Here is a 24,242-nt window from a genome sequence, read left to right as displayed (position 1 = left end):
AGAGACCCCACCAGAGGAAGAACTGCTCCCAGGCGGTGGTGTCAGTCTATGCCGAGCGCTATGGAATCGACCCGGCGCTGGCGATGCGTTTGGCCACCGGACTCGGGGGTGGCATCGGGCGCATGGGCGGCACCTGCGGCACACTGGCTGGAGCGGCGCTGGTGCTGGGGCTGGAATTCGGTCCGAGTACGCCCGATCCCGCCGCCAAGGATCATGTTTACGCCAATGCGCGCACGTTGCAACAGCGCTTCATCGACCGGCACGGCAGCAACCAATGCCGCGACTTGCTCGGTTATGACCTAGCCGAGGTTGCCGGTTATCAGGGCGCCCGTGACGCTGGGGTATTCAAGGAGCGCTGCCCCGCTTTCGTGGCGACAGCCGTGCAGTTGCTAGATGAACTGCTGCAGCTCGAGGCCGGTTAGGAGACCAAATCATAAAACCGTGCGTTCGTCGCCCGCTGCAGATCAGCGGGGCTGAGCTCGATCTCCGTACCACGCCGACCAGCACAGACAAACAGGCGATGCAACGCCTCGGCACTGCGATCCACAAAGGTATCCATGCGACGCTTTTGCCCGATCGGACTGATGCCGCCGAGCAGATAGCCGGTGCCGCGCTCGGCCAGCGCCTTCTCCGCCATGTTTGCCTTCTTGCCGCCGGCGGCCTTGGCGAGCGCCTTCAAACTCAGTTGCCGACCGACCGGCACGACGGCCACCACCAGGGTTTTGGTATCGATGCTGACGAGGAGCGTTTTGTACACCAGTGACGGGTCGAGTCCGATCTGGTCCGCAGCTTCTTGATCATAGGTGGTGGTGTCAGGGGCAACAAACGTTAAGCCACCATCCCATGGATTATCCCGCATTTCTGAACAGCCTGAACGCGGCCACCTGTCCCGTCACCGAACACCCCTGTTTGGCCGCGCTCTGGTTCGATGCCAAGGGCGATTGGAACCGCGCCCACGATATCGTCCAGTCATTGCCGGACGGCCCGAGTGACACTGGAGCCGCGCGCATTCACGCCTACCTGCACCGCAAGGAAGGGGACATCTGGAATTCCCGTTACTGGCATCGGCGGGTCGGCAGTGACTTTCCCGATCATCTCAGCGTGCAAGAGGAATGGGAGCAGCTGGTCAGGGATACTCTGGATCAGTTAACTGGTCGAGAAGGCGGATGCTAAGGGCTCCAGGCGACTAATCTCAGGAGATGCTCAGACATGAATCTGCATTGTTTACCCTGCCTCGACTCACCCGAACAGGCCAACGCGCGCCAATGCGAACTGCATATCCCCCGCGAGCGGGCAGCCGCGCTCGGTCAGTCAGGCCGTAGGTTTTGAAGATCCTGACCGCGCGGGCGGTGCCGACGCCATGGGACTGGAGGAAGACCATAATCTCGCGGATGATCTTCTGCTCGGCCCAGGCGCGGGTGACCCGTTCCTGGCGCTTCTGGCCGATGCCAGGCAGCTCGCGCAGACGATCCGGGGATTGCTCGATGATGTCAAACACCTGTTCACCGAAGGCCTCGACCAGGCGCTTGGCGAAATGCGGCCCGATACCCTTGACCATCCCGGAACCGAGATAGTGCTCGATGCCTTCGCGGGTGCCGGGCGGAACCACGCGCAACTCATTGGCCTTGAACTGCCGGCCATGGCGGGCATCAATGGTCCATTGCCCGCGCGCGTCGATGTGCTCACCTGGGGTAACTTGGGCGGCATTGCCGACGACGGTGATCAGCTCGCGTTCGCCACGCACCTTGACCCGCAGAACGCAAAAGCCGCTCTCGGGGCTATGAAAGGTGACACGCTCGACCGGACCGGCGAGGGTCTCAAGCGGAGAACCGCTGTTATAGCTTGGGGCGGCGAAGTCGAGCATGGGCGGATTGTCGCAGAAGCCGCGGATCGGCGGAGCGCCAAAAGGTGCTGAGCTGAACCGATTTTCCGCCGGGCGTCATCCAAGCTTCTGTGGCTCTTGCCAGGGTGGTAAGCCCAAGCGTGTGGCGATCAGGCCGCCAGACGCATCACGCCAGTGACAATCCCAAGGATTTCGAGCTCGTCATGACGCAGGAAGATCGGCGCCATGCCAGGATGGGCCGGTTGCAGCCGAATGCCATCAGCTTCGATATAGAAGCGCTTCAGGGTGACCTGATCGCCATTGATCTTGGCGACCACGGTTTCACCGTTGTCAGCGGTTTGACGCTGCTCGACGATGATGATGTCGCCGTCCTGCCTGGTTGTGATTAGCGGTCATCAATCATCGAATGTCCGCGCACCCGCAAGGCATAACTCGCCTTGCGCGCCATGTGCGAGGGAATCTGGACGGTTTCACGATCCTCAATAGCTTCAATCGGCAGACCAGCGGCAATGGTGCCGAGCAGCGGCAGGCTGACGCCGGCTTCCAGTTCCAGATCGATGGGCTCGAAGTCTGAACCCCAGGCTGGGGCTGTGCGGCGGTGGGGAATCAGGTAGGCGAGTTGGGCCATGCGCGTTAGTGTCTTTCAATCAGCTGCAGCGATGTCTGATCTCAGCTTAGCCGAGAAGACATGGCTTGGCTGAAAAAGATTGCTGCTCAGGCGGTCAAGTATAACGGCAGGTGGAATATCTTCGATAGACAGAAAGGTGCCGGATTTCCGGTCGCTTTCGTTGTCGCGTTTAAGTGCAATTTATCCAACACTGTCTCCATGGTTCCCGTGGGACGCCGTGATCTTTGTCTTCAGCGCCAATAAGCCAATTTGTCCGGCTCTCGCGGGTGGGATGTCACAACAACCGATGGAGAAATCGTATGTCAACAAGCGTCCTTCGTCTCCCTGTCGTTCTGGAACGGACAGGTTACAGTCGCTCCCGCCTATACGCCCGTATTAGCGAGGGGCTCTTCCCCCGCCCAATCGCTCTCGGACGCAGAATGGCGGCATGGCCCGAACATGAGGTTGAAGCCGTGATTGCGGCGCATATTCGTGAAACCCCAGAATCCGACATGGCGCAGATGGTTGAGCGCTTGCATTCGATGCGAGCAACTTTTGGTTTGGCGCGTCACGACGAGTTCATGATCGGATTGAGCGGAGCCCCACGACCAGAGCGCGTATTGCCCGAGTCACATGGGTTGGCAAAAATGACAGCTTAGCGGATTGGGCAGATGCTGATTTTGATCGTCTGCTACAGCCAAATCCGCTTTGCAAGGTATACGAGGAGATGAAGCCAGGGAGGGTGCGGAAGCAGCCGGGTTCCCGATGCACCTGCCGATGGCGTGGTGATCAGGGAACTTGGCTCGCGCGGATTAAAAGCCCGGCATTTGATCGGAAGCGAGAATTTCGCGCCGACAAAAAATGCACGATCCTCGCGGCTGGCCAGCCCCTCAGACCGAGGATCGCTGGCGAGTCCTCGCCGGGGGCGGTCCGGCCAACCGGGATGACCAACGCTCGGCAGCGGGTTCGAGTCCCAGGTCGCCCAAAGGCTACCGAGGAAATTCCCTGCTCCTAGCCAACGACGAACGGCTACCAAACGGCTACCGGAATGGGGTTTGGCAATAAGCAGCTGCTAGCTATTTTGCTTAAGCTGCTGTTTTTAATGGAGCTGGCGGACGGATTCGAACCGACGACCTGCTGATTACAAATCAGCTGCTCTACCAACTGAGCTACGCCAGCGTTGTGGGTGGTTGCGTGTCGGCTTTGGGTACCGGCCACTTGGTGGCACGGGATATTAGATTGCCGTTATCGCGCTGAATGGATTCTAGTCGAAATTGGGGTGTTTCTGAAAGCGGGTTGGTACTGGTGTTGGTGATTTTTTGGTTGGCGCTGTGCCGTGGGTGTTGGAGGAAGCCTTGCAGGACGAGGTCGGGGTGGTGGAAGCTGGGGTGGGTGAGCAGGGGGGAGATGCGTTCGGCGTCGCCGCCGGTGATGAGGAGGCGAGGGGTGGTTGTGGTTTGTTTGCGTAGCTGATGCCATAGGCGGTCGGCTAGGGCGGCGGGGGCGTGCAGGCAGGCGGCGGCGATGCATTGGCCGGTGTTGTTGCCCCAAAGGCCGTTGTTGGGGTCGCTTCGGTCTTGGGGGGGGATTTGGGTGGTGTTTAAGAGGCTGTCGCGCAGGGCCTCGATGCCGGGAAGGATGTGGCCGCCGAGGTGTTGGCCGTCGCCGAGCAGGGCGTCGTAGGTGATCGCGGTGCCTATGTGCATGATCAGCTTGGGGCCTGGGTAAAGTTGGTGGGCGGCGCACAGGGAGAGCCAGCGATCAATGCCAAGGCGACTGGGATCTGTGTAGGCGATGCGCACCGGCGAGCGGCTTGGGTCGACTACCATGAATTCAGGCGTTTGTTGCCAGAGGGTCCGGGCGATGTGAGTGACGGCGCTTTTGACGGCGTCCGGGCCAACGTGGCAGATGCGGACTTGATGAACGCTCTCGAGAGCTTCCCAGGCAGCGAGCAGGTCGATGGGCAAGGCACCGTGATGGCGGGCGCGCTGCATTTCGGACAGGGCGGTTCCGTCCCATAGGGCCCATTTGATGCTGGTGTTGCCGATGTCGATGAGGAGTTGCATGGTTGGATTCGATCCTGGCGCTGCCGGGTGGTGCTGGTCAGCGCGGGAATGATGGTTAAGGCAGGCCGCAAGATTATAGGTGATACACAATGACCGGAAAAATTTGGGTGCACTTCGCTTTGCCCTAATTAGATCGTCATGCTAGTCGGCTTGCTGGTGCAAGTCCAGCTATGGCCCCTGGGAGTCAGAGCGAGCGCGAATAAACCCGTTGGGTAATCCCCCGGCTATGCCGGGGTGACAGCCAAAGCTCTACAATTGCTTGAGTCCACCCCCACTCACGGGCCGATTCGGACGGATCGCCCGTGGCTGAACGCGTGCGCGCAGCGGCCTTGAGAAATGGCGGCGCCGCGACCGGCTGAGCCATGGTCGGCCGCGCGGCGTGATCCAGGCCAGCAGTCCGCGTTCCGGCCAGTAGAGCGAAGTGCCCAGGGTGTTCTGTCAAGCCCGCCCACCAGCATCGGCAAGGCGGCCCGCATCAGAACCCATTGCCGCTGGGCATCCCGTCACCCCAGGCCGGCGCCCGCTGATCGGGTAGGCGAGCAGGCGATAGCGGGTGCCCCAGGGGAAATCCTGGGCCACCACCGCGATGGGCTGCCCATGCCGAGATAGGCGCTGGTCAGGGCCATATCGAGCAACAGGCCGCGCACCAGCGCGGCATCATGTGCGGGATGGAGAAAAAAGTCCGCGCTGCATTGCAGCGCCGGACCACCATTTCCGCGGCTCGGTGCATTGTGTCGCAACCTGGCGGCGTCATCGGCCCGGCGAGCCAGCTTCGCGTATCATTGGCATCAGACCCATCATGCCCAACGGAGCGCATCCGCCATGGCCCTGGATCAACAAAGCCTGCATACCCACTTCGGCCAAATCTGGCCGATTCACACCGAGGCCTTTTGCGAGCTGCTGGTGGCGCTGCGGCGGCAGTTCGACGGGGATCTCGACCGCATGCTGGTCCTCGCGATCATCGGCGCGCGCACCTTGTCGCGCGGGCGCATCGACGGCCTGTCCTATGACGGCTTATTGTCGCCAGACCGTGACGCCAAGGTCGATCCGGCCCCCATTAACCTTCAGTCCATCGCTGACTACAGCGGCATCCCGCGCGAAACCGTCCGCCGCAAGATCCGTGACCTGGAACGGCGTGGCTGGATCGTTAAAGGCGATAACGGCCATCTGAGCGTCGCGCCCGAGGCGGCCCACGCATTGGCGCCGGCCACCGAGGCAACCCTGACCTATCTGCTCAATGTCGTGCGCGCCTGCAATGAGGCAACATCCGAGTAAGCCGCCGCCGAAGCGCCGACAATGAGCTGCCACGGCATGCCCGAATTGCCCTGATCTTGTTCGGTTGTCAAGGCCGGCGCCTTGTTTCCTAACCCGGTTTCCCCGAGCGAAAGACACAACAATTTCGGCCCTGTTCCTTGGCGGCATAAAGCGCCCGGTCGACGCGGCGAAACAGGCTGTCGCTATCATCATCGGGCAGGAATTCCGTCACGCCGATACTGACCGTCAACCGTTCCACCCTCGGAAAGGTCGCGGCCGCCACGCTCTCGCGCAACTGCTCGGCCAGCCGGCGGGCGCCCGCGGCCGCAGTCCCGGGCAGGAGCAGCGTGAATTCCTCGCCACCCCAGCGCGCGAGGGTATCGGCAAGGCGCAGGCGCTTGAGAATGATCTCTCCGAAACGGTGCAGGATCTGATCGCCCACCACATGCCCATGGTTGTCGTTGATCAACTTGAAGTGGTCGATATCGAACAACAGCAAGGCAAAGACCTGGCGGTAACGCTGCCCGCGCGCAATTTCGATGGCAAGCCGCTCATCGAAGGCGCGGCGATTGGGCAAGCCGGTCAAGGCATCCCGATAGGCCAGGTCATGCAGTGCCCGCTGCAAGCGATCACGCTCCAGCGCGGTGCTGATGATGTCGGCGACCAAGCGCAACAAGCCTTGCTCGAAATCGTTCCAACGCCTTTGGGCGTGGACATCGTCCAGACCAAGAATGCCGCGCATCTGCTCGGTCTCGAACAAGGGCACCGCCAGCATCGACTGAATGTCGCCATCGGCAATGATCCGCTGTTCCTCGGGCGACAAGCGATTAATGTCATCCTGCGTCACCCAGGCCGCTTGGCGACTGCGGGCAATCTCGGGCAACCACGGATAGCGATCCACGGGCAATCCGTGTAATTCGTCAATCTGTGGTCGAGTGCCCGACGAACACCATTCATGGGTGCAGGTCATGGTCAAGCCGTCGCTGTCCATCAGAAACAGATAACAGCGATGCGCGCCCAGGCAGGCGCCAATGCGACCAAGGGCTGTCGTGATCGCCGCGTCGAGATTGGTGCCATTCACCGCGAGGAACAGGCGCGAGATGTCGCGCATGGCCTCCTCGCAAGCGGTCCGTTGCGCGACCTCGGTGATATCGACAAAGGCCGCGAGATGATCGTCGCCAATCTCGGTGGGATGAATTTCAACGAATCGTCGCTGACCACCCTTGCAGGTCACAGTGGCTTTAAAGGGCTCGCGGCGGTCATCACCCGCCGCCATGGCGCTATCCCAGGTCTTGCGTAACACCTGTCGGTAGGTCGGATCGGGATACGCCAACTCCCACCAGCGTTCCCAGTCGGGGAGATCGGCGGCGGTATAGCCGAAGGCATTGGTGAAGGCTTCGTTATAAAAGCGTGTCTTCAGAGACCGGTCGAGGCTACCCAGCGGCACGGGTGCGAACCGCACCAGGCGCTCGAAACGTGTCTCGCTGGCGGCGCGCGCGGCCTCGGCGTCCTTGGTCGCGGTGATGTCGGTCACCACGCCTTCCCACAAAGCGCCGCCCTCGGGCAATGATCGCGCCTTTGATTCCAAGCGCCACCAGTATGTTGCCTCGCGCGCCACCACCCGCCCTTCCCAAAAAAAGACCCGCGGGTTGGCCAGCGTCCGCTGCTGCAAGGCCACAAATCCGGGATAGTCCTCTGGATGCACGCGTTGAAAAACAACCTGCGCATCGGCCAGGATTTGCTCGCGCGTCAGGTCAAGCATGGCCAGCAAGCGATCGGTGACGAAGCAAAAAGTGCGCTGGCCGTGAACATCAACGTGCAGCAGGTAGAGCGCGCCGGGAATGGCCGCGGACGGGTGCGGGGCCGTCAAGGTGACTTGGGTGTCAGGCAGGAACGTCATGTGTCTATCACCACAGCCTCTACAGCTCTTGCACTGTCGCACGAATGGTTTCACCGATCACGGGCCGGAGGTGGTTGCGGTGAACCTATAACCTAACAGCCAGTTAGCCTGACCTGACCACGGACGCGCTGTCAAGACTGCGCACAGCCGGCCAGACATCTGGCCAGACATCCGATTGGTTAGCGACGTCGAGCGTTTCGCGGTAGGGAACTTAGGCGAAGCCAGTGGCCGCTGACCGCTCAAAATGGGCGTCTAAGTGGTTGAGCTTGTTTGGTGCATCGATTTTAATGGCCGCTCAATCGCCTCAATGTTCGCTCGCTTCAATACCTGGCGCTCAATCATGCACGATCCGAAAGCTTTCGAACTCCATGGCGCCATTGCGCTGGTGACCGGAGCCGGCGCTGGCATCGGTCGCGCCATCGCCGAGACCTTTGCCGGAGCCGGCGCTTGCGTCACCGTCACCGACCGCGATGCCGTCGCGGCCGAGCGGGTTGCAAGCGCAATCACCGCAGACGGCGGCAAGGCGATCAGCGCCGCCTGTGATGTCACCCAAGCGTCGCATCTCGACGCGGCGGTGACTCTGACCGTCGAGACCTTCGGTGGTCTTGGCATCTTGGTCAATAACGCGGGCGGGGGTGGTCCCAAACCCTTCGAGATGCCGATGGAGGACATGCGTTTCGCGTTTGAGCTGAATATGTTTTCAGTGTTTCGGCTGTGCCAACTCGCGGCGCCGCACATGGAGGCGAACGGCGGTGGAGCGATTTTGAACATCACATCAATGGCTGGCGAGAACAAAAACCAGCGCATGGCGGCTTATGGCGCCTCCAAGGCGGCGGAAAATCACCTTACTCGCAACATGGCCTTCGATCTTGGTCCGAGGAAGATTCGCGTCAATGCAATCGCGCCCGGTGCGACGCGCACGCAAGCGCTCCAGTCCGTGCTGACGCCATAAATCGAAGCCAGGATGTTGGAACACACACCGCTTAAACGTCTGGGCGAGCCCGCTGACATTGCCAACGCGGCGCTCTTCCTCTGTTCGCCGGCGGCGGCCTGGATCAGCGGTCAGATCCTGACCGTCTCGGGCGGAGGCATCCAGGAACTTGATTAGCGGTTCTTCTCGTTGCCGACATCAAGCAACATCCCTCTTCCAGCCTGAACCGCGACCAATCCACTTGAAGCGAGAGACCCCTGATGACATTGCATCTCAGTCTGCGCAAACAATGGCCCTTCTGGGTCAGTGGCGTCTTCGTCGGAGTCGCCGAGGTGATGCACTACATCGCTTTCGGCAAGCCAATCAACCTCACAACCGGGCTGGTGCAGATGACCTCGGCGTTGGAGCAGACGCTTGCGCCGGGTCTTGATTGGTGGTCACGTGCCTTTGCCCCGGATGTCCATTGGGGAATCCTCGGCATCATCCTGGGCGCTTGGCTGGTGGCGCGGATGGAAGGCGAATCCCGCCGCTGGCGGCGTTATCCGCGCGTCAATCTATGGCTGGCGTTTTTCGGCGGCCTGGTTTTTAGCCTGGGGGCGCGTTTGGCGAACGGCTGTACCACCCACCATTTTCTTGGTGGCATTTCCTCGATGTCGGTCGCTTCCCTGATTTTTGTGATTGCCATCCTTCCAGCGGGTTTCCTAACCTTCTATTGGATGACCAAGCTCGGTGTCGGCAATGCGTTCAAGGGCCAGGAAAACCGTGCCACGGCTCAATTCGGCTATGCGCATGGCGGCAAGATGGCGCTCGATGGCATCGCCTGGGATGTGAGCCGGAATTATCAGCCCAACCGGAATTGGCCGCAGATCGCGATTGTGGTGTTTCTGATGCTCTTCTTTGGCAATGCCATTGTCGGCTCCTTCTTGCATCAGCCGGTGGACGGCCAACTGGGCTGGAATTCAGCCGTGAGCGCCATGGGCTGGGGAGCCGCGCTGTGGCTGCTGCTCCTTGGCGTCATTGCCGGGATCGGGATGGCGAAAACCGGCTTTGGCACAGAATGTGCCATGATGACCCCAGAGATTTCCATGGGGCTGAAGCATGACCAGAAGCATGGCTGCAGCTTGTTCGAGGGCCGTTTGCGGATCTCGGGCGCGACGCGCTTCATGTTCGGCTCCATGTCCCCTTTCACCGCCATCTTCATTGAATTTGTCATTCTCTGGGTGGCGATCATGATCGGCTGGCAGGTGTTCGGCCGTGATCTGCCCTTTGGGACGCAGGCGACCTGGGTCTTTGTTCTGGGAGCGCTGATGCAGGGTTTCGGCTCCGTGGCCATGATTGGCTGCGAGATTCGCACCTATATGCGCCTGGGCTTGGGGTATGCGACCGCTGTCGCGGCATTCCCCGGATTTTTAATCGGCTACTTACCTTACACACTCTTCCAAGAGTGGTGGCAAGCCTTGGCCAGTCAATCTGTCATTACCGAGATTCGGTTTGTCCCGGAGTTGTTCGGCACGGATCCGACGATTCAATTCATCGTCGCTCTACTCTATGGTGCGCTGTTGATCAGCTTGGTGGTCTGGAGTGTCAGACGCGGCATGCGTTTGACAGGCACCGCGTTCAAGGATTTGGCGACGACCGCGAACGATGAATTGGCCATCCAGTACTTTCAGCGGAAATTCCCCGAGGACCAGCGTCCATACTTGGAGCAGGTGAACAAGGGGGACGTCTTGGTCTGAGTGATCTGGTGACCTGTCATCCAACTCGCAACCGGAGGTTCCCGCCATCAAGCGGCCTGAACTGGAGGTGACCAGCATGCCCAACTCGATCGAGGATCCGGCGCAAACGACCGCGGCGATCAAGGCGCTCTCCGCCGCCCTGCAAGGTTTTGAGGCAAGGTACCAAGCCTCCCAACGCTCGGAGCGGCGACTGCGGATCGGTCTGTTCCTGTCCACAATCTTGCTGCTGGGTAGCCTGGCCTTGATCGCCCGCACCGCCGCCACCGATTTTTTCGCGCGCGTCGCCCCGCCCAGAGTGGCTCAGGCCGACCCCGTGGCGGCAAAAGCGCGCCGCGACCGCCTGCTGATGCACCTGTCCGCCCAGGAGCGCGCGCGGCTGGAAGAGTTCGAGACGCAAATCCGGCTAATTCGGGAATATGTGGAGGTGTCTCCCGAATTCGATACCGGCGCCACCGTGGCACTGATGCTATCCAACATGAACCGCTCCATTGACATCATGCCCGAGCTCCACACCGTCGTTGCGCAGATGGCCGCGGACATGCGGACAATGACCCATCAGATGGTCAGCATCGAACAGAAAATGAATGCCCTGCCCGTGTTGGCAACGGATGTCCAAGGCATGCGCGACCAACTCGGTGTCATGGCCGCCGGGGTCGATTCCACCATGGGTCGCGCCGGACGCATCATGCCTTGGCCTTGGTAAGGATAAAACTCTTTTTCGCTGATCGAACTTAGCAATTCGCGGATGATGCTAAAACGCCTTTTAACCGACCCAAAATCCGTGCTGGTCGCCGTGGCTGGCGGCTTCTTGATCGGACTCTTCGCCAAGCCGGTTGGCGCGGCGCTTTATCCGATTGGCAGCTTGTATATCGCCTTTTTGTCGATGTGCCTGCTGCCCATTTTGATCACCGCCATCGTGATTGGGATCGCGGGCTTGCTGCAAGACCCCAGTACCCGGCCCTTGTTCAAGCCGATGGCCGGTCTCTATGCGCTTGGGCTGGTGATCCCCTGCCTGGTGGGGATCGGCATCGCACTGCTGCTGGCGCCGGGAACCGGGCTGGGACCAGGCGCCGAGGAGAGCATCGGCGCCCTGATCATCGCCTCCCCCGCCGCTGGCAAGGCCGAGGGTGGCGTGCTGAGTTTTCTCGCGCAAGTCATCCCCACCAATCCGTTCGAGGCGCTGAGCACCAATCAGGTGATGAGCATCGTGTTTGTGAGCCTGTGCCTGGGCCTGGCGTTGGGGGTGGGCAAGCGCGAGACGGCGGAACCGGCGCTCAATTTCTTCAAGTCCATCAACGAAGCCTTCATGCAGTTGTTCCGCTGGGCCATCGTGCTGCTGGCGCCGGGGCTGCTGCTGTTTATCTCCGGACTGGTGGCGCAAATCGACGCACGGGTACTGCTGGCGCTCACCAAGTTCGTGGTCGCCTTCTACATTGGCGGGCTGATCCTGATGGCCGTCTATTTGCTGTTGTTCTGGCTGGCGGTGCGCGGGCCGATCATCGCCACCCTGGCCAAGCTTAGTAATCCGAACGTGCTGGCCTTCATGACCAATAACCCCATCGTGGCCTTGCCGGCAACACTGCACACCCTGGAGAAAGACTATGGCGTCGATCCCCGGGTGCCGGATCTGGTGATCCCCTTCGGGATTTTCGCCAATCAGCACGGCGCCGTATTTCTGCTGTCGTTTCTCACGGTGTTTCTGGCGCAGATCTACGTCATTGATCTCGGCCTGCAGGACTATGTCATTATCGCGATCGGCTCCATCATCGCCGGGGCCACGGCGGTGGGCGGCGGCGAGATCTTCGCGGCCTTGCATGGCGGGCTGCAGGTGGATTATTTCATGCGGCGCCACCCGGCCACGGCGATCTATGTCGCGATCGATCCAAGCATTCGCCAGAGCAGCGATATCCGCATCGCCGTGCGTCCGGACGCGCCCAACCTGCTGCGCTGGGTCGATCTCTACCTGGCCAATCATGTCGGCATGCTCGAGGATGCCGAGATTGTCCAGCGCTATCTCGGCCAGGATCAGGCGCCATCATCCGCGCCGCCATCTGGGCCGTCATCCGGGCCGGCACCCGAAGCATCCTCTGAGTCACAGTGAGGATATCGCCAACCGCGATCGCGGCACTCCCTATTCTGGTGATCAGCCTGCTTGGCCCCCGCGGGGCCAACGCCGCCGAGGTGATCACGACCAATGGCGACCGCCTGAGCGGCACGCTCCTCCATGCCGATGCCGAAACGGTTGTCTTGCAGACGGCCTACGCCGGGCGGATCCGCATCGACCGCGCCCAAGTCAGCGTCTTGCGCCAGCAAAGCGCGCAAGCGACAACCACGACGCGCGCGCACTCCGCGGAGCCGCCAGAGGCATCGCGCCAGACGTCCTCTGCTGTCGTCCCGCCCAAGTTCAGCGGTCGGGTGAATTTCGCGCTGAGCGACGACAGCGGCAATACCGACACAACCGAGATCGACTTCGACTACCAGCTCGACTACCGGCGAGGCTGGCATCGGCTGCGCAGCCTTGGCGTGCTTGAGTTCGACACCAATGACGGCGAGCAAACCGCTGATAAATGGTCGACGCTCAATCACTACAGCCGACTGTTTCCGTCGCGCTGGTACGGTGCCGCCTGGTTCGCCTTGCAGCATGATCGCTTCGCGGATCTGCGCCTGCGCACCATGGGTGGCCCGGCCCTGGGATACCTGGCGTCGGAAGACAAAGCCTTTCATCTCAGTATCGAGCTTGGCCCGACGCTGCTGCGGGACGATTTCCGCGACCAACCGGATCAGGATTTCACCGGCGCGAGCTGGCTGTTGAATTACGATCAATTGGTCTGGAATGACCGCCTGCAGCCCTACCATCGGCAGTTCGGCTATGTCGCCTTGGATGGCCAGGATAAACGCCTGTGGCAATCATGGACTGGGGTGCGCTTGCCGCTGGCGAATGGTTTGAGCGCCAGTGTGGAATTCGAGTTCGACTATGACAGCCACCCGGCGGTTGAGGTGGACCCCATGTCAAGGACAGTTTTCCCCCGAATTTAAGTTAGCGCGCCCAGTTCAGTCGCAGCGGATTGGCGCTGCCCCAGTTCTTCGCCAGCGGAGTCGTCGGCGGAGCGTAGCGGAGCCGACGACTCCGCTGGCGGGCGATCGCCAAAGTGATCAGCAACCACGACACCACCTCCTTTGCCGCTCACATGCACATCGTCCGGCGTTCGGTAGCCAAGCCCCTGGTGAGGGCGTTCACCGTTGTAGAAGGGGAAATACGCCGAGAGGCCCATGAACAGCTCTGTGAGCGTCTCATAGCCCTTGGGGTAAATGTCCTCCCATTTGACGCTGCGCCACAGACGCTCGACGAAGACGTTGTCCAGGGCTCTGCCGCGCCCATCCATGCTGATGGCCACCTCGGCGTCACGCAACACCTGGGTGAAGGCGAGGCTGGTAAACTGCGCGCCCTGGTCGGTGTTGAAGATCTCCGGGCGCCCATAGTGGCGCAGCGCATCCTCCAAGCAATCGATGCAAAAGCCCGTGTCCATTGTGTTCGACAATCTCCAAGAAAGGACTCGTCGTGAGTACCAGTCGATGATGGCCACCAGGTAGGCAAATCCATGCGCGAGTCGCACATAGGTGATGTCACTGCTCCAGACGTGGTTGGGCCGTACAATGGCCAGCCCACGCAACAAGTAGGGGTAGATTTTGTGCTCAGGATGCGGCTTGCTTGTATGAGGCCCAGGCAACATGCCGGCTAAACCTAAAACGCCCATGAGACGCTGAACGCGTTTGCGACTGACCGCATAGCCTTGTGCGCGCAGCATCACAACCATGCGTCGACTCCCATAAAATGGTCTCTTGGTGTATTCCGCATCAATCAGCCGCAACAACTTTTGATCCAGTTCGCTCGGCTCGGCAATACGATCATGGCGGTGTGCATACACTCCAGAGCGATGTACGCCAAGCAGCGCACATTGGCGACTGACCGCTAACCCGCCATCATCAAGGCCGCCCATGTCGATCCACCCGCGACGCACGCTCACAGGCTCACCCCGGACTTTTTTTTCAGCCAGTCCAGCTCCATTTTCAACCGCCCGATCTCGCTGTAGAGTCGCTCTTCGTCGCCACTGTCGTCCACTTTCTTGCGCCCGCGCCGGCCTTCGAACAGCTTGCCGGCGTCCGCCACGATGGCTTTCTTCCACTGGCCTACTTGGACCGGATGAACCCCGTGATCCTGCGCAATCTCGTTAGTCGTCTTCACTCCGCGTACCGCTTCCAAGCCTACTTTGGCCTTGAAAGCGGCACTGAAGGTCTTGCGTTGTCTCTCACTCATCTGCTCTCTCCAAGTCTTTACAAGTCTCTTCAGATGAGGCAAAACTAACTTAATTTAGTGTCCTAAAATTGGGGTCCACTATAGGTGGAAACCAAGACGACCGATACGACTCTGCGCTTAAAGTTTGGATATCAGTGGTAACTTTTCTTTGCTCTTAGCCGTGACGACGACTGGCAAGCGCGAAACCATTGGCGCCGCCGGCAACAAAGACGGGCTCAATCAAGAGGTAACAGGATGATGGGATGGGTTTGCGCTCGAGGAGCACTGTTTCGCGCCCTTGTGGGTGTCTTTTTTCTGACCGGCACGCTGGCCACCGCCACCGGTTGGGCACAAAGCAGCACGTCCGAAGAACCGGCGGCGGCGATGGCCGAGGAGCAGAAAACGCCTTATCCAGACGGCCTCGACGATGCGGCGATCGAGCTCGACTCCTTGCGCTTGCGATTGGTGCCGCTGACGGCCGATCAGCTCGCGGTCCTCGCGGCGGCTTGGCAGGATCTCGCGCGTGCCGCCGCGCAGGCGGGCGTCGATAAGAGTCTGGAAATCCGCGCAGCGGACCCCGCCGAGGCGGAACAGCTGCGTGAAGAACGGCTCGCGCTTATCGAAGACCGCGAACAGCTGTTCGAGAAGTTTTCCGCCGTGATCGCTAGCCTGGAGCTCAAGGGAGGCGACCCCGCCGAGGTCGCGGCAATGCGTCATTACCTAAAAGCGGTCGAGATCGAGGGGCGCTCTCAGCTGACCTTGCAGGAATTCACCGACAGCTTTCTGCAATGGCTGGCCTCGCCCGAGGGCGGTGTGGGGATTGGCATCCGACTCGCGGTGATCGTGGCCTCCTTTTTCGGCCTTTTCATTGTTGCCCGGATCGTGCGCGCCTGGGCGCGACGTACTTTCAGCCGGGTGCCCAGCCTGTCTAAGTTGCTGACGGGCTTTCTGGTCATGGCCGTCTACTGGCTGACTATCGCCGTTGGTCTAATGATCGTGCTCGCCGCGCTGGGCGTGAATGTCACACCGCTGTTCGCGCTGGTCGGTGGAGCCTCTTTTATCGTCGCCTTCGCGCTGCAGGAAACCCTGGGCAACCTCGCCGCCGGGCTGATGATCATGATCAACCGCCCCTTCGACGAAGGCGATTACGTCCAGGTCGCCGGGCTCGCCGGGACCATCAGGCATGTCTCCATTGTCTCGACAACGGTCACCACGCCCGACAACCAAGTCATTATCATCCCAAACTCCAAGGTGTGGGGGGATGTCATCACCAATGTCACCGCCTCGGACACTCGCCGCGTCGATTTCATCTTCGGCATCAGCTATGGTGACTCCATCGAACAAGCCTATCAGGTGCTTGAAAAAGTTGTCACCAACCACCCGCTGGTCTTGGCGGACCCCCCGCCGGCAATCCGCGTCGGCGAATTGGGTGACAGCTCAGTCAACCTAATTGTTCGCCCCTGGGTGAAGACCAGCGATTACTGGACGGTTTTTTGGGACTTGCAACGAGCAGTCAAAGAAGCCTTCGACGCCAACGGCATCTCGATTCCCTTCCCCCAAACCGACATGCATCTGCACCTGGCCGACAGCAACAAAGCGGCCGCGCAAGCCGCGCCTTTGTCGGCCTCGATCGAAAAAAAGAACGCGCAACGGCAGGAGCCGAGCAGTTACGCAAGCGGTGATGACGGCATTGAGGAACCGGACGAAGGCAATGAGCGTGGCTAGGTTGACATCCAGACTGCGACCACATTGCCGCCAAATCGACCGCAAGATGACCCTCTCGCCTCGTCCGGCGAGCGGCCGAGTTTAAGCGGACCAAAGGCAGCAGCGTCGAGCACCCTCGGGCAGAACAGCTGATCGTCGACAAAAACCAGAGTTGTGAACGCCGATCAAGTTGAGGGTGTCGCTCTTTTGTCGGATTGACCCGGCCGTGCCAGGTAGAGCCGAATGATGAGCGCCATCAACAGAATAACGCCCAGATTGGTTAGCGACACCGCCGGCGCAAGCCCGATGCCATCGCGACGTTCTGGCGGCGGCTGAAAGGCGAGGCTGCTCGCGGGCAGGCTGGGGTCCAGGCGGTCTTTGACATCGAGTTGCTCGCGGATACGCGCCACCGTGCCAGCGGCCACAGGCAGATTCTGACCAATGGCGGCGGAGCCGGGGCCGACCACGCCGACCGCCTCAACCGGACTCGGCTGCACCGCCGCCAAGACCACCTGGCTGCCGACACCGGCCACGGGTGCGCTCTGGCTCGGATAGGTGTTGGCCTGGATGGTGACCGGCTGCAGAAAGGGGAAGGCGAGCCGGATGCCCCGCGCCTCCCAGCGCGCGATGGGCGCTAGGCGCAGGCCTGAGGTGAGCAGCTCAGCAATCAGCGGATGGCCGGTCTCGGCCATGAGCAACAGGCCGTCCAGCTCGCCGGCGCGCACCTGCGCGGCTTGGTCATGAAAGGCTTGCAGGCCGGGCGCGTCCTTGGTCACCAGGGCGATGTCACCGGCGTCGATCCCGGCCTGGATGAAGTTGGTGGTTCAGGCCGAGACACCCCCAGCCGGTCCGACGCCGGTGAAGAGCCCGGGGCCGGACACCAGCGCGTAACGGACTTTCCCCGCGAGCAGGGGCTCCAGGGGCGCGGCGACGCGCTGAACCTCGAGCCGGCGGCCGGGAAAGGCCTTGCGCAGGCCCATCACCACCTCAGCCGCTTGTCCGGCGGCGGCATCCAGGGAGCCGATCGCCAGGCCAAAGGGCCGCGCCAGGGTGCCGGCGGTGGTGTCTGGCAGCGCGGGATCAAGAAAGCGCGCCACCTCCGCGAAGGGATCCGCGCCAAGGGTGGTCACCTCGGTCAGCATCGCCCGCATGTCCGCGGTGGAGACGTGATCGGCGAGTTTTGCCAGCGCTTGCGCGATCTCCGGGCGGCGTTGCAACAGGCTGGCGCGGGTGACCGGCGCGGCGGAATAGGCGGGGAAGAAGTCCCGGTCGTCAGCCAGGCTGACAAGACCGAACTCGGCGATTTGCGGATCGGTGCGGAAGCCAACCGCCAGCTCGATGTCGCGGTCCACAAGGCTTGGTAGAGTTGGTCCTTGCCTTCCTGGCCGCTCGAGACCAGCAGTGTCGGCTCGGCGCGCAGCCCATAGTGGCGCAGCAAGGGCTCGAAGCCATCCAGCGGGCGGGCGCGGAAATCCTCGGTCATGCCCATGCGCAGCGGACGCTCGATCTCTTCGCAGCCACCCAAGGCCCGAGCGGCGAATGCCAAGAGCCCCGCAAGGGGAAGGCGCGGGTTCCTCATGAGCTGACCTCCCGCTGAATGGTCGCTTTCGCACCCTCTTCATCGCGAAGAGTCCGAAGGAAAGCGGCAATCTGCGACAGCCCCTACCGGTGCCAGTGTTTGGACGTGGAGCTGAGCCTCGAGAGCGACGGCGAGGATTTGATGGTAGGTATCCACGCCCAGGCGAAAGATGGGGCGTGCTTCCTCAAGCGTGGGTTCAGCGACGACAACAGCCATGGTGGAACCTCGTGTCGATGCGGAGAAAGTGGCTTGAAATCCTATTCTTTTAGGGGATAAAAGCAATGTGTCGCTGCCGGTCAGCAGGAATAACCCGTAGGGTATTGAGCAGGGCATTGGCCTAGCGGTTTAGGTTTAGTCCTTCGATGCCTTGGATACAGACGGTTGGCGGCTGTTCAGCGGACAGATGCAGCGAACCAGGGTGCCGCGCCCGCGCTGTTGCCCGTCGCCTCCTTGCGCGTCCAGGGTGCCGAGCTGGATATCCAGCAGCCCGCCGATGATGCTGGCGCGGTAGCGCATGATGTGCAGGCCGAACTGGCCGGTCTCGCTGGCCACAGGCGGTTGCCATACGCCGTCGTCGCTGATGGAGAGTGCCAGGCGGCGCTCGCTTTCCTCCAGGCGGATGTCGATGCGGCTGGGATGGCCGTGTTTGATGGCGTTATTCACGGCTTCTTGGGCGATGCGAAACAAATGCGCGGCGGCGTGACGGTCGGCGACGCTGAACTCTGCTTCACAATGGAACTGACAGCGCAACTCCGGGCTGGTGGCTTCGATTCGCTCGGCCAGCGCGGCAAGTGCCTTGGGCAGGCCGTCGGCGACGATCTCCACCGGCGCCAGGCCTTTGACCACATCGCGGGTATCCGCCAGCGCTTGTTGAATATGCTCGGACAGCGAGGTGGCCAGATTGGCGTCGGCTTGTTTGGATCGCGCCAGGCCGGTGGCTAGGCGCGCGGCGAGCAGACTGATGCCGGTGAGCTGTTGTCCGAGTCCGTCGTGAATATCGCGCCCGATGCGTTCCTGCTCGCGGGTGCTGGCTTCGATCACTTCCCGCTCCAGGCGCAGGCGTTGGCGTTGATCGCGCACCCAGAGCACATAGAGTTCCAGATGACCGACGGCGGAAACGGACAGTTCGAGCGGAAAGCGGGTGCCGTTGGCATGCATGCCAATGCAGCCGCGCGGCCATTCGCCTCCGCAAAGCACCGGTCCGCTACCGGCCTCGAACAGGTCGGACTGCGGGTCGAGGTCGTCGGGCAGGATCAGGCGCGCCAGGGGTTGGTCGCGGATGCTGTCGGCATCAACGCCAAACAAGTCCAGCGCGGCCGGGTTGAGTTGCCGGATGCGCCGTTCGGCGTCGATCACCACAATGCCATCGGCGGCACTGCGTACCACGGCGTCCAGGCGCTGTTCGCGTTTGCGCAATTCGGTTTCGATGGCTTTGCGGTCGCTGATGTCGATCAGCGCCACCAGCACCCGCGTGAGGCTGGCCTCCGCGCCGGGCGCTGGCACCAGTACACAGAGAACCGGAATCTCGTGCGTACTGCCTTGGTGGAGCACGCCTTCGTGGATCAGATGCCCAGGCTGCGCAAGCAGCGCTTCGATTAAATCCGCCAATTGGTGTGCCGACTGGATCGGGAACAGGCGCGGCAGGGCGGCGCTGAGTTCTTGCAGCGAGGCCAACCGCATCAAGGCCAGCGCGGCATGATTGACGGCGACCACCCGCAGGCGCTGACGGCAGGCATCGAAACACGCAGACTGGGTGCGCAGCGGCTCGCACAGGGCGTCGCGTGGGCTAGTGCGCCGCGACTCAAGATACACTCTAAGCTCCGAGCAGTCGAGTTCCATCAGGCACATGGGCGAGTCATCGAACAGAATGCGATAGCGTGCCTCGCTCTGGCGGATCGCGGCATCGGCACGGGCGCGCGCGCTGATGTCGATGAAGTTAATGGTCACGCCGTCGATGCGATTGTCCTGGGTGCGATAGGGCAGGATGCGGCGCAGGTAGCGTGTGTTCTCGTCCGCGTCGATTTCCTGTTCGCAGGGCGTCAGGCTGTCAAGCACACGCTGGGCGTCGGCCAGGAGCTCGGGATCGTGCAGATTGGGTGACAGATCGCTCAGCGGGCGCTGCTCGTCGCCGGGGCGCAGGTTCAGCAGGGTGGCGCTGCCGGGGGTGAAGCGCTTGATGCGCAACTCGGTGTCGAGAAACACGGTGGAAATCTCGGCGCTGGTGATCAGGTTGTGCAGATCATTGCCGCTGCTCTCCAGCTCGCGGATTTTTTCTTCCAGTTGGCTGTTGACAGTGCTGAGTTCTTCGTTCAGTGACTGTAATTCTTCCTTGGAGCTGACCAGCTCTTCGTTGGCCGATTGCAGCTCCTCGTTCATCGCCATGGCCTCTTCGTGAGAGCCCTTGAGTTCCGCGTTGGCGTTTTCCATTTCCTCGATAGTGGTTTGCAACTCGGCGCGGGTGGCGTCCAGCTCGCGCTTCAGGGCGCTCAGCTCCGTCTCGCTGCCAGGGTCGACGCCAGGGTCGGCGCCATGCTGAGCGCTATTGTGAGGAGTTTGCTCATCCACCGTGGCAGGCGCCGCCGCCAGGGACGCGCGGGGGATAAAGCTAATCAGCAGCAGACCGCGCGCGGCCGCCGGCTGCCGCGGGGCACGAATGCGGATGTCGATGAGTCGCGCCGCGTCGTCGGCCTGCGGATGATGATCATCCAGACTGAGATCCACGCCCTCGCGCAAGGCCCGCTGACAGGCGCCACGCAGGCGCGCGCGTAGACTCTCGCGCACCATGGCGATCAAATCCAGAGTAGGCGGGCCGTTGGGGCGGCTCAGATACGCATCGGTGGGGCCGAAGAAATAGAGGATCTCAAGCTGCGGATTGACCAGCACCGAGGCCGGCACGAAGGCTTCCAACAGCAGGGTACGCGCCAGGTCATCGAGCTCGGCGCCGCTGGCAGCCACCGGCTTGGCAGGCAGCGCGGAGAGCTGACTCGGGTGCGCGCTGATCGGAAAGCGCAGTTGATTGTGCTGGGTCGGGCCGATGCGGCGAAACAGCCGCCAGGGTTTGGATAGCGGCTCGAACAGGTCGGTATCCCGGCCAATGGTCTCAGCCGGGCCGAGCAGCAGCAGCGCGTCGGCCTTGAGCGCGAAATGAAACAGCCCAAGAATCTGGCGCTGCACGCTGGGGTTGAAATAAATCAGCACATTGCGGCAACTGATCAGATCGAGATGGGAAAAGGGCGGGTCAATGACTAGATTCTGCTCGGCAAAGAGCACCAACTCGCGCAGTTGTTTGGTGACGCGCAGGGAATGATCATCCTCGCGGACAAAAAACCGGCGCAGGCGCTCGGCGCCCAAATCGGAATCCAGCCCGGCACCCAGGTCGGCGACGATGCTGTTGGGATAGACGCCGCGCCGTGCTGCCTCCAGTGCCCGCGGATCAATGTCGGTGGCAAAGATTTGCAAGTTCGGCAGCCGGTTCAGGCGCGCGCCCTGTTCCAAAAGCAGGATCGCCAGGGAATAGGCTTCCTCGCCGCTGGCACAGCCCGGCACCCAGACGCGCAACCCCGGATCACCCGTCAGCACCGGGGCATCGGCGCCGAACAGCGCCTGTTCCAGGGCCTGCTCCAGGGCCGTGAAGGCGGCGGCATCGCGAAAAAAGCGCGTGACGCCAATCAGCAAATCCTGAAACAACGCACGCGCCTCCTCGGGTTGATCACGCAGATGCCGCAGGTAGTCGGCGACGCTGTTGATCCGGCATAGCCCCATGCGCCGCCTGACCCGGCGCCACGCCATGTTGCGCCGATAACCCGAAAAATCGCAGTGGTGATGCTCACGCAGCGCCAGCAGGACGTGGTCGAGCAGGGGATGCTCTTCGTCTGAATCCTTTGGGTCGCCGGCGTCTTCCGGCGCTGCTGGCTCTTCCGGTTCTGGCGGCTCTTCCGGCTCTGCTGGGTCGTTTGGGGAAATCAGGACTGTCACTCCATGGCCAACTGCGTTTCCTGCTCGGCTTGAACCCAGTCTTGATGCTCAAAACCAGGCGCAAACCCACGCGCTTCGGCTTTGAAATAGGCCGCCTTGGCCACCGCCGCCTGGTAGACATGCGACAGCGAGGTGCTATCCACTGGCTGCTCCTTTGCTCCCGCGAAGCGCATCGACGCCTTTTCGGCCAGGCTCACAGTCTGCTTCAGTGGGCCTTGGTCTTGATTGCGGCGTTCCCCGCTGTGCCGACGGCGTTCGCGTGGCGCGTCAGGGTTGATCGAGAAGGACGAAAAAGCCATGGTGAAACTCCCTTGATGGGTGAAGGCGCAAAGTAGCGCGCCAATCAAGCCTAGCCGAAGCGCTCTGCAAGCGCACTCGGGGTGAATCCCCAGACAGGGATCAGGGCATTTCCTAAAACCCACATCCAGCGCGCTCGCGCGCTACCCGCCAGCCTTCGCCAAGGCCAGACGGGAAAGGCTCAGCATTGGCTCTGCTGCCAGATGGTCGCATGGCGGGTTAACTCCGCCGCATTGCCGAGTTCGAGCTTGCGTTTGATATTTTCCCGATGGGTTTCAATGGTTTTAATACTCAGATGCAATGTCTCGGCAATCCGGGCGGTGGAGTGGCCATCGCCCAACAAGCCAAACACCTGGAGTTCGCGGTCACTCAGACGATCCACCAATTTGCCACCCGCTGCCTGACCGGGCAGGCCGCGCCGCAGCAGACGCTCGACCATGGCGGCACTTAAAAAAACGCGTCCCTGCAGTGTGGTACGCACCGCATCGACAATATGTTGGGCGACCTCGCTTTTGTGGATGTAACCTATGGCTCCGGCATGGAGTGCGCGCTCGGCAAAGAGTGACTCCTCGCGCATCGAGCACACCAGCATGCGTAACGCCGGATGATGGGCCTTGAGGCGTTTGATTAAGTCCAGCCCATCACCGTCCGCCAGGGCCAGATCGATAATGGCCAGATCCGGCTCACAGGTCTGAATTAGCGCCAGTGCGTCGCCTAAGCCACCGGCTTCGCCAATCACACGCAACCCCGATTCGCGCGAGAGCACCGCTTTCAGGCCCTCGCGCACCAGGGGGTGATCATCCACAATCACCAGGGTTTGGCAGTCCGAATCAGGGTGCATCAAGGTCTCTGATGGGTGATAAATCCGATGATTTTTGGGGCAGGCTACCAGTCTTCTCCCGATGACAACATCGGGGCAGCCCCTATGTTCACCGCGGGCGCGCTGTTTGCGCGATTGCTCACTTCAAGTTGGTAGTCCCAACACCTGTAGTGGAGTCAATTTGTGTTGGTTGACATCTGATGCTTGAATGGCTGTTTGAGCCGGCTATGTTTGCTAGCGCACCGACGGCGCGCTCTGTTTAGGCTAGATTGCAGGGAAAGGGTGGATTCCCGCCCGGCCTGGTTTGCCATGCATACCAGCGTTTTCACTCACAGGTTTTTACTCACAGCGACAGGAGCATTTATGATGCGTTTTGATTACAAACAACCCAACATCGGCAATGTCGATACTTTAATCCGCGCGATCACAGGCGCTCTGATGATTATTGCGGCCTTTCTTGGTGGTGGCTGGGTGGTTGCGGTGATTGGCGCCGTTGTGCTCGCCACCGCCTATTTCCGCTTCTGCCCATTCTACGCACTGTTTAATTTCCGTTCCAATAAAAAACCAGTGGAAGCCAGCGAATAGACCATGAGGCCGCCAGTTGTTTATGAATGCACGCTAACCGCCATTGCCAGAGTGAGGAAACCAGCAAAATAACGAGCCGCGTAGGAGCTTGATAATGACTCAATTCGACAAAACATCCATCCGTCGCCAACAAGCGTTTTCATCCCGTCGACCGATGGCGGAAGGAGACGAGCCTTCCGACTTACTAGTCAAGGACTTAATCCGCGAGCGGCGCAGAATCGCCTTAATCTATCGGCGCAGTCAGACAGACGGCGATCGGCGTAAGCTTGCGGAAACAGACCACCAGCTCGCTGGCCATGGTATCGATATTCTGGCTGTCCAGCGCGCGTGGGTTCGCGGCTAACACCCAAAACCGGCTCACCATTCACTATGGCTGATTTTGGGTTGGTGGTTGAACGCGCCTGTCAAGTCCCGCCAGCGCTCAGCACCCTCAATCCTCCAGCCACCCGATTTAACATCATCCGGAGATTGTTCCATGACCAAAGAACGCCAAAGCAACAAAGAATCCAAGAAAAAACCCACTCACACGTTGAAAGAAAAACGCTCAGCAAAAAAGACCAAGGACGAATCCAAAACCTTGCTCGGAAACGTCAAGGGCGGCACGGCTTAGTCGGCGCAAAGCACAGCGACATGGCGAGTAATCCACCCGCG

Annotated in this window: 21 protein-coding genes, 1 tRNA gene and 5 pseudogenes; 15 read left to right on the top strand and 12 right to left on the bottom strand. The window is 61.2% G+C overall.

Annotated features, from left to right (window positions below; all coding sequences use genetic code 11):
* Positions 1–35 precede the first annotated feature (35 nt).
* The gene (locus tag Thiowin_RS16170; protein ID WP_328984013.1) at positions 36–422 is read left to right on the top strand and encodes a C-GCAxxG-C-C family protein; all 387 of its coding nucleotides are present in this window, start codon (positions 36–38) and stop codon (positions 420–422) included.
* On the opposite strand, the gene Thiowin_RS16165 is transcribed toward Thiowin_RS16170, so the two are convergent.
* Positions 419–859, bottom strand: a complete 441-nt coding sequence (locus Thiowin_RS16165; protein WP_328984012.1) for an aminoacyl-tRNA deacylase — start codon at positions 857–859, stop codon at positions 419–421. The two genes, Thiowin_RS16170 and Thiowin_RS16165, sit on opposite strands and share 4 nt — an antisense overlap.
* Here Thiowin_RS16165 and Thiowin_RS16160 point away from each other — a divergent pair.
* Complete coding sequence (locus Thiowin_RS16160) at positions 844–1,173, top strand: hypothetical protein (protein WP_328984011.1); 330 nt, start codon at positions 844–846, stop codon at positions 1,171–1,173. The genes Thiowin_RS16165 and Thiowin_RS16160 overlap by 16 nt on opposite strands.
* 142 nt (positions 1,174–1,315) lie before the next feature.
* On the opposite strand, the pseudogene Thiowin_RS16155 reads toward Thiowin_RS16160, so the two are convergent.
* Positions 1,316–1,864, bottom strand: a pseudogene (locus Thiowin_RS16155) (YrrC family ATP-dependent DNA helicase); the annotation flags it as partial.
* Positions 1,865–1,992: 128 nt separating this feature from the next.
* Positions 1,993–2,471, bottom strand: a pseudogene (locus Thiowin_RS16150) (LexA family protein).
* A gap of 299 nt (positions 2,472–2,770) precedes the next feature.
* Here Thiowin_RS16150 and Thiowin_RS25375 point away from each other — a divergent pair.
* A pseudogene (locus Thiowin_RS25375) lies at positions 2,771–2,860 on the top strand (helix-turn-helix transcriptional regulator); the annotation flags it as partial.
* 30 nt (positions 2,861–2,890) lie between these two features.
* A complete protein-coding gene (locus Thiowin_RS25370) occupies positions 2,891–3,109 on the top strand; it encodes a hypothetical protein (protein WP_408034264.1) in 219 nt (72 codons plus the stop codon).
* A 444-nt stretch (positions 3,110–3,553) separates the two neighbouring features.
* Here the strand turns inward: Thiowin_RS25370 and Thiowin_RS16140 are convergent.
* Positions 3,554–3,629, bottom strand: a tRNA-Thr gene (locus Thiowin_RS16140).
* On the bottom strand, positions 3,620–4,516 hold the full coding sequence (locus Thiowin_RS16135) for a type III pantothenate kinase (RefSeq protein WP_328984009.1): 897 nt from the start codon (positions 4,514–4,516) through the stop codon (positions 3,620–3,622). Before Thiowin_RS16135 ends, Thiowin_RS16140 begins: the two co-directional genes overlap by 10 nt.
* Positions 4,517–5,338: 822 nt before the next feature.
* On the opposite strand from Thiowin_RS16135, the gene Thiowin_RS16130 reads away from it, so the two are divergent.
* Positions 5,339–5,791: a helix-turn-helix domain-containing protein gene (locus Thiowin_RS16130; protein ID WP_328984008.1), complete on the top strand. Its 453-nt coding sequence runs from the start codon at positions 5,339–5,341 to the stop codon at positions 5,789–5,791.
* A gap of 88 nt (positions 5,792–5,879) precedes the next feature.
* Here the strand turns inward: Thiowin_RS16130 and Thiowin_RS16125 are convergent, their stop codons facing one another.
* A complete protein-coding gene (locus tag Thiowin_RS16125; protein WP_328984007.1) occupies positions 5,880–7,670 on the bottom strand; it encodes a sensor domain-containing diguanylate cyclase in 1,791 nt (596 codons plus the stop codon).
* 307 nt (positions 7,671–7,977) lie between these two features.
* Between Thiowin_RS16125 and hdhA the strand changes: the two are divergent.
* The 5 genes and pseudogenes from hdhA (at position 7,978) to Thiowin_RS16100 (ending at position 13,373) form a co-directional block, all read left to right on the top strand.
* A pseudogene (hdhA, locus tag Thiowin_RS16120) lies at positions 7,978–8,778 on the top strand (7-alpha-hydroxysteroid dehydrogenase).
* A gap of 83 nt (positions 8,779–8,861) precedes the next feature.
* A complete protein-coding gene (locus Thiowin_RS16115) occupies positions 8,862–10,337 on the top strand; it encodes a YeeE/YedE thiosulfate transporter family protein (RefSeq protein WP_328984006.1) in 1,476 nt (491 codons plus the stop codon).
* Between the two features lie 76 nt (positions 10,338–10,413).
* Positions 10,414–11,040, top strand: a complete 627-nt coding sequence (locus tag Thiowin_RS16110; RefSeq protein ID WP_328984005.1) for a hypothetical protein — start codon at positions 10,414–10,416, stop codon at positions 11,038–11,040.
* Between the two features lie 42 nt (positions 11,041–11,082).
* Positions 11,083–12,438, top strand: coding sequence for a cation:dicarboxylate symporter family transporter (locus Thiowin_RS16105; protein ID WP_328984004.1), 1,356 nt, complete (start codon positions 11,083–11,085; stop codon positions 12,436–12,438).
* Positions 12,435–13,373 carry a DUF481 domain-containing protein gene (locus Thiowin_RS16100; RefSeq protein WP_328984003.1) on the top strand — a complete coding sequence of 313 codons (939 nt, stop codon included), beginning with the start codon at positions 12,435–12,437 and terminating at the stop codon, positions 13,371–13,373. The genes Thiowin_RS16105 and Thiowin_RS16100 overlap by 4 nt, the downstream gene beginning before the upstream one ends.
* Before the next feature lie 107 nt (positions 13,374–13,480).
* On the opposite strand, the pseudogene Thiowin_RS16095 reads toward Thiowin_RS16100, so the two are convergent.
* Positions 13,481–14,652: pseudogene (locus tag Thiowin_RS16095) on the bottom strand (IS3 family transposase); the annotation flags it as partial.
* 234 nt (positions 14,653–14,886) lie between these two features.
* Between Thiowin_RS16095 and Thiowin_RS16090 the strand changes: the two are divergent.
* Positions 14,887–16,356, top strand: coding sequence for a mechanosensitive ion channel domain-containing protein (locus Thiowin_RS16090; protein WP_328984002.1), 1,470 nt, complete (start codon positions 14,887–14,889; stop codon positions 16,354–16,356).
* A 164-nt stretch (positions 16,357–16,520) separates the two neighbouring features.
* Here the strand turns inward: Thiowin_RS16090 and Thiowin_RS16085 are convergent, their stop codons facing one another.
* Together Thiowin_RS16085 and Thiowin_RS16080 are read right to left on the bottom strand one after the other, a co-directional pair.
* Complete coding sequence (locus Thiowin_RS16085; protein ID WP_328984001.1) at positions 16,521–17,111, bottom strand: type 2 periplasmic-binding domain-containing protein; 591 nt, start codon at positions 17,109–17,111, stop codon at positions 16,521–16,523.
* Positions 17,112–17,159: 48 nt separating this feature from the next.
* Complete coding sequence (locus Thiowin_RS16080; RefSeq protein WP_328984000.1) at positions 17,160–17,687, bottom strand: glycine betaine ABC transporter substrate-binding protein; 528 nt, start codon at positions 17,685–17,687, stop codon at positions 17,160–17,162.
* A 14-nt stretch (positions 17,688–17,701) separates the two neighbouring features.
* On the opposite strand from Thiowin_RS16080, the gene Thiowin_RS16075 reads away from it, so the two are divergent.
* Positions 17,702–17,932, top strand: a complete 231-nt coding sequence (locus tag Thiowin_RS16075; protein ID WP_328983999.1) for a hypothetical protein — start codon at positions 17,702–17,704, stop codon at positions 17,930–17,932.
* Between the two features lie 333 nt (positions 17,933–18,265).
* Here the strand turns inward: Thiowin_RS16075 and Thiowin_RS16070 are convergent, their stop codons facing one another.
* The 3 genes from Thiowin_RS16070 to Thiowin_RS16060 all read right to left on the bottom strand — a co-directional run bounded on the left by Thiowin_RS16070 (position 18,266) and on the right by Thiowin_RS16060 (position 23,027).
* Positions 18,266–21,889, bottom strand: coding sequence for a CheR family methyltransferase (locus Thiowin_RS16070; protein ID WP_328983998.1), 3,624 nt, complete (start codon positions 21,887–21,889; stop codon positions 18,266–18,268).
* Positions 21,886–22,188, bottom strand: a complete 303-nt coding sequence (locus Thiowin_RS16065; RefSeq protein WP_328983997.1) for a DUF2934 domain-containing protein — start codon at positions 22,186–22,188, stop codon at positions 21,886–21,888. The genes Thiowin_RS16070 and Thiowin_RS16065 overlap by 4 nt, the downstream gene beginning before the upstream one ends.
* Positions 22,189–22,367: 179 nt before the next feature.
* On the bottom strand, positions 22,368–23,027 hold the full coding sequence (locus Thiowin_RS16060; protein ID WP_328983996.1) for a response regulator transcription factor: 660 nt from the start codon (positions 23,025–23,027) through the stop codon (positions 22,368–22,370).
* Between the two features lie 342 nt (positions 23,028–23,369).
* Here Thiowin_RS16060 and Thiowin_RS16055 point away from each other — a divergent pair, with 342 nt between their 5' ends.
* The 3 genes from Thiowin_RS16055 (at position 23,370) to Thiowin_RS16045 (ending at position 24,201) form a co-directional block, all read left to right on the top strand.
* Positions 23,370–23,591 carry a YgaP family membrane protein gene (locus Thiowin_RS16055; protein ID WP_328983995.1) on the top strand — a complete coding sequence of 74 codons (222 nt, stop codon included), beginning with the start codon at positions 23,370–23,372 and terminating at the stop codon, positions 23,589–23,591.
* A gap of 94 nt (positions 23,592–23,685) precedes the next feature.
* Positions 23,686–23,934 (top strand): hypothetical protein, encoded by a 249-nt coding sequence (locus Thiowin_RS16050; RefSeq protein WP_328983994.1) that lies wholly within the window; start codon positions 23,686–23,688, stop codon positions 23,932–23,934.
* Positions 23,935–24,066: 132 nt separating this feature from the next.
* Complete coding sequence (locus Thiowin_RS16045) at positions 24,067–24,201, top strand: hypothetical protein (RefSeq protein WP_328983993.1); 135 nt, start codon at positions 24,067–24,069, stop codon at positions 24,199–24,201.
* Positions 24,202–24,242 lie beyond the last annotated feature (41 nt).

Source organism: Thiorhodovibrio winogradskyi, assembly GCF_036208045.1.
Lineage (GTDB): Bacteria > Pseudomonadota > Gammaproteobacteria > Chromatiales > Chromatiaceae > Thiorhodovibrio > Thiorhodovibrio winogradskyi.
This window is presented reverse-complemented; position numbering and strand designations above follow the sequence as displayed.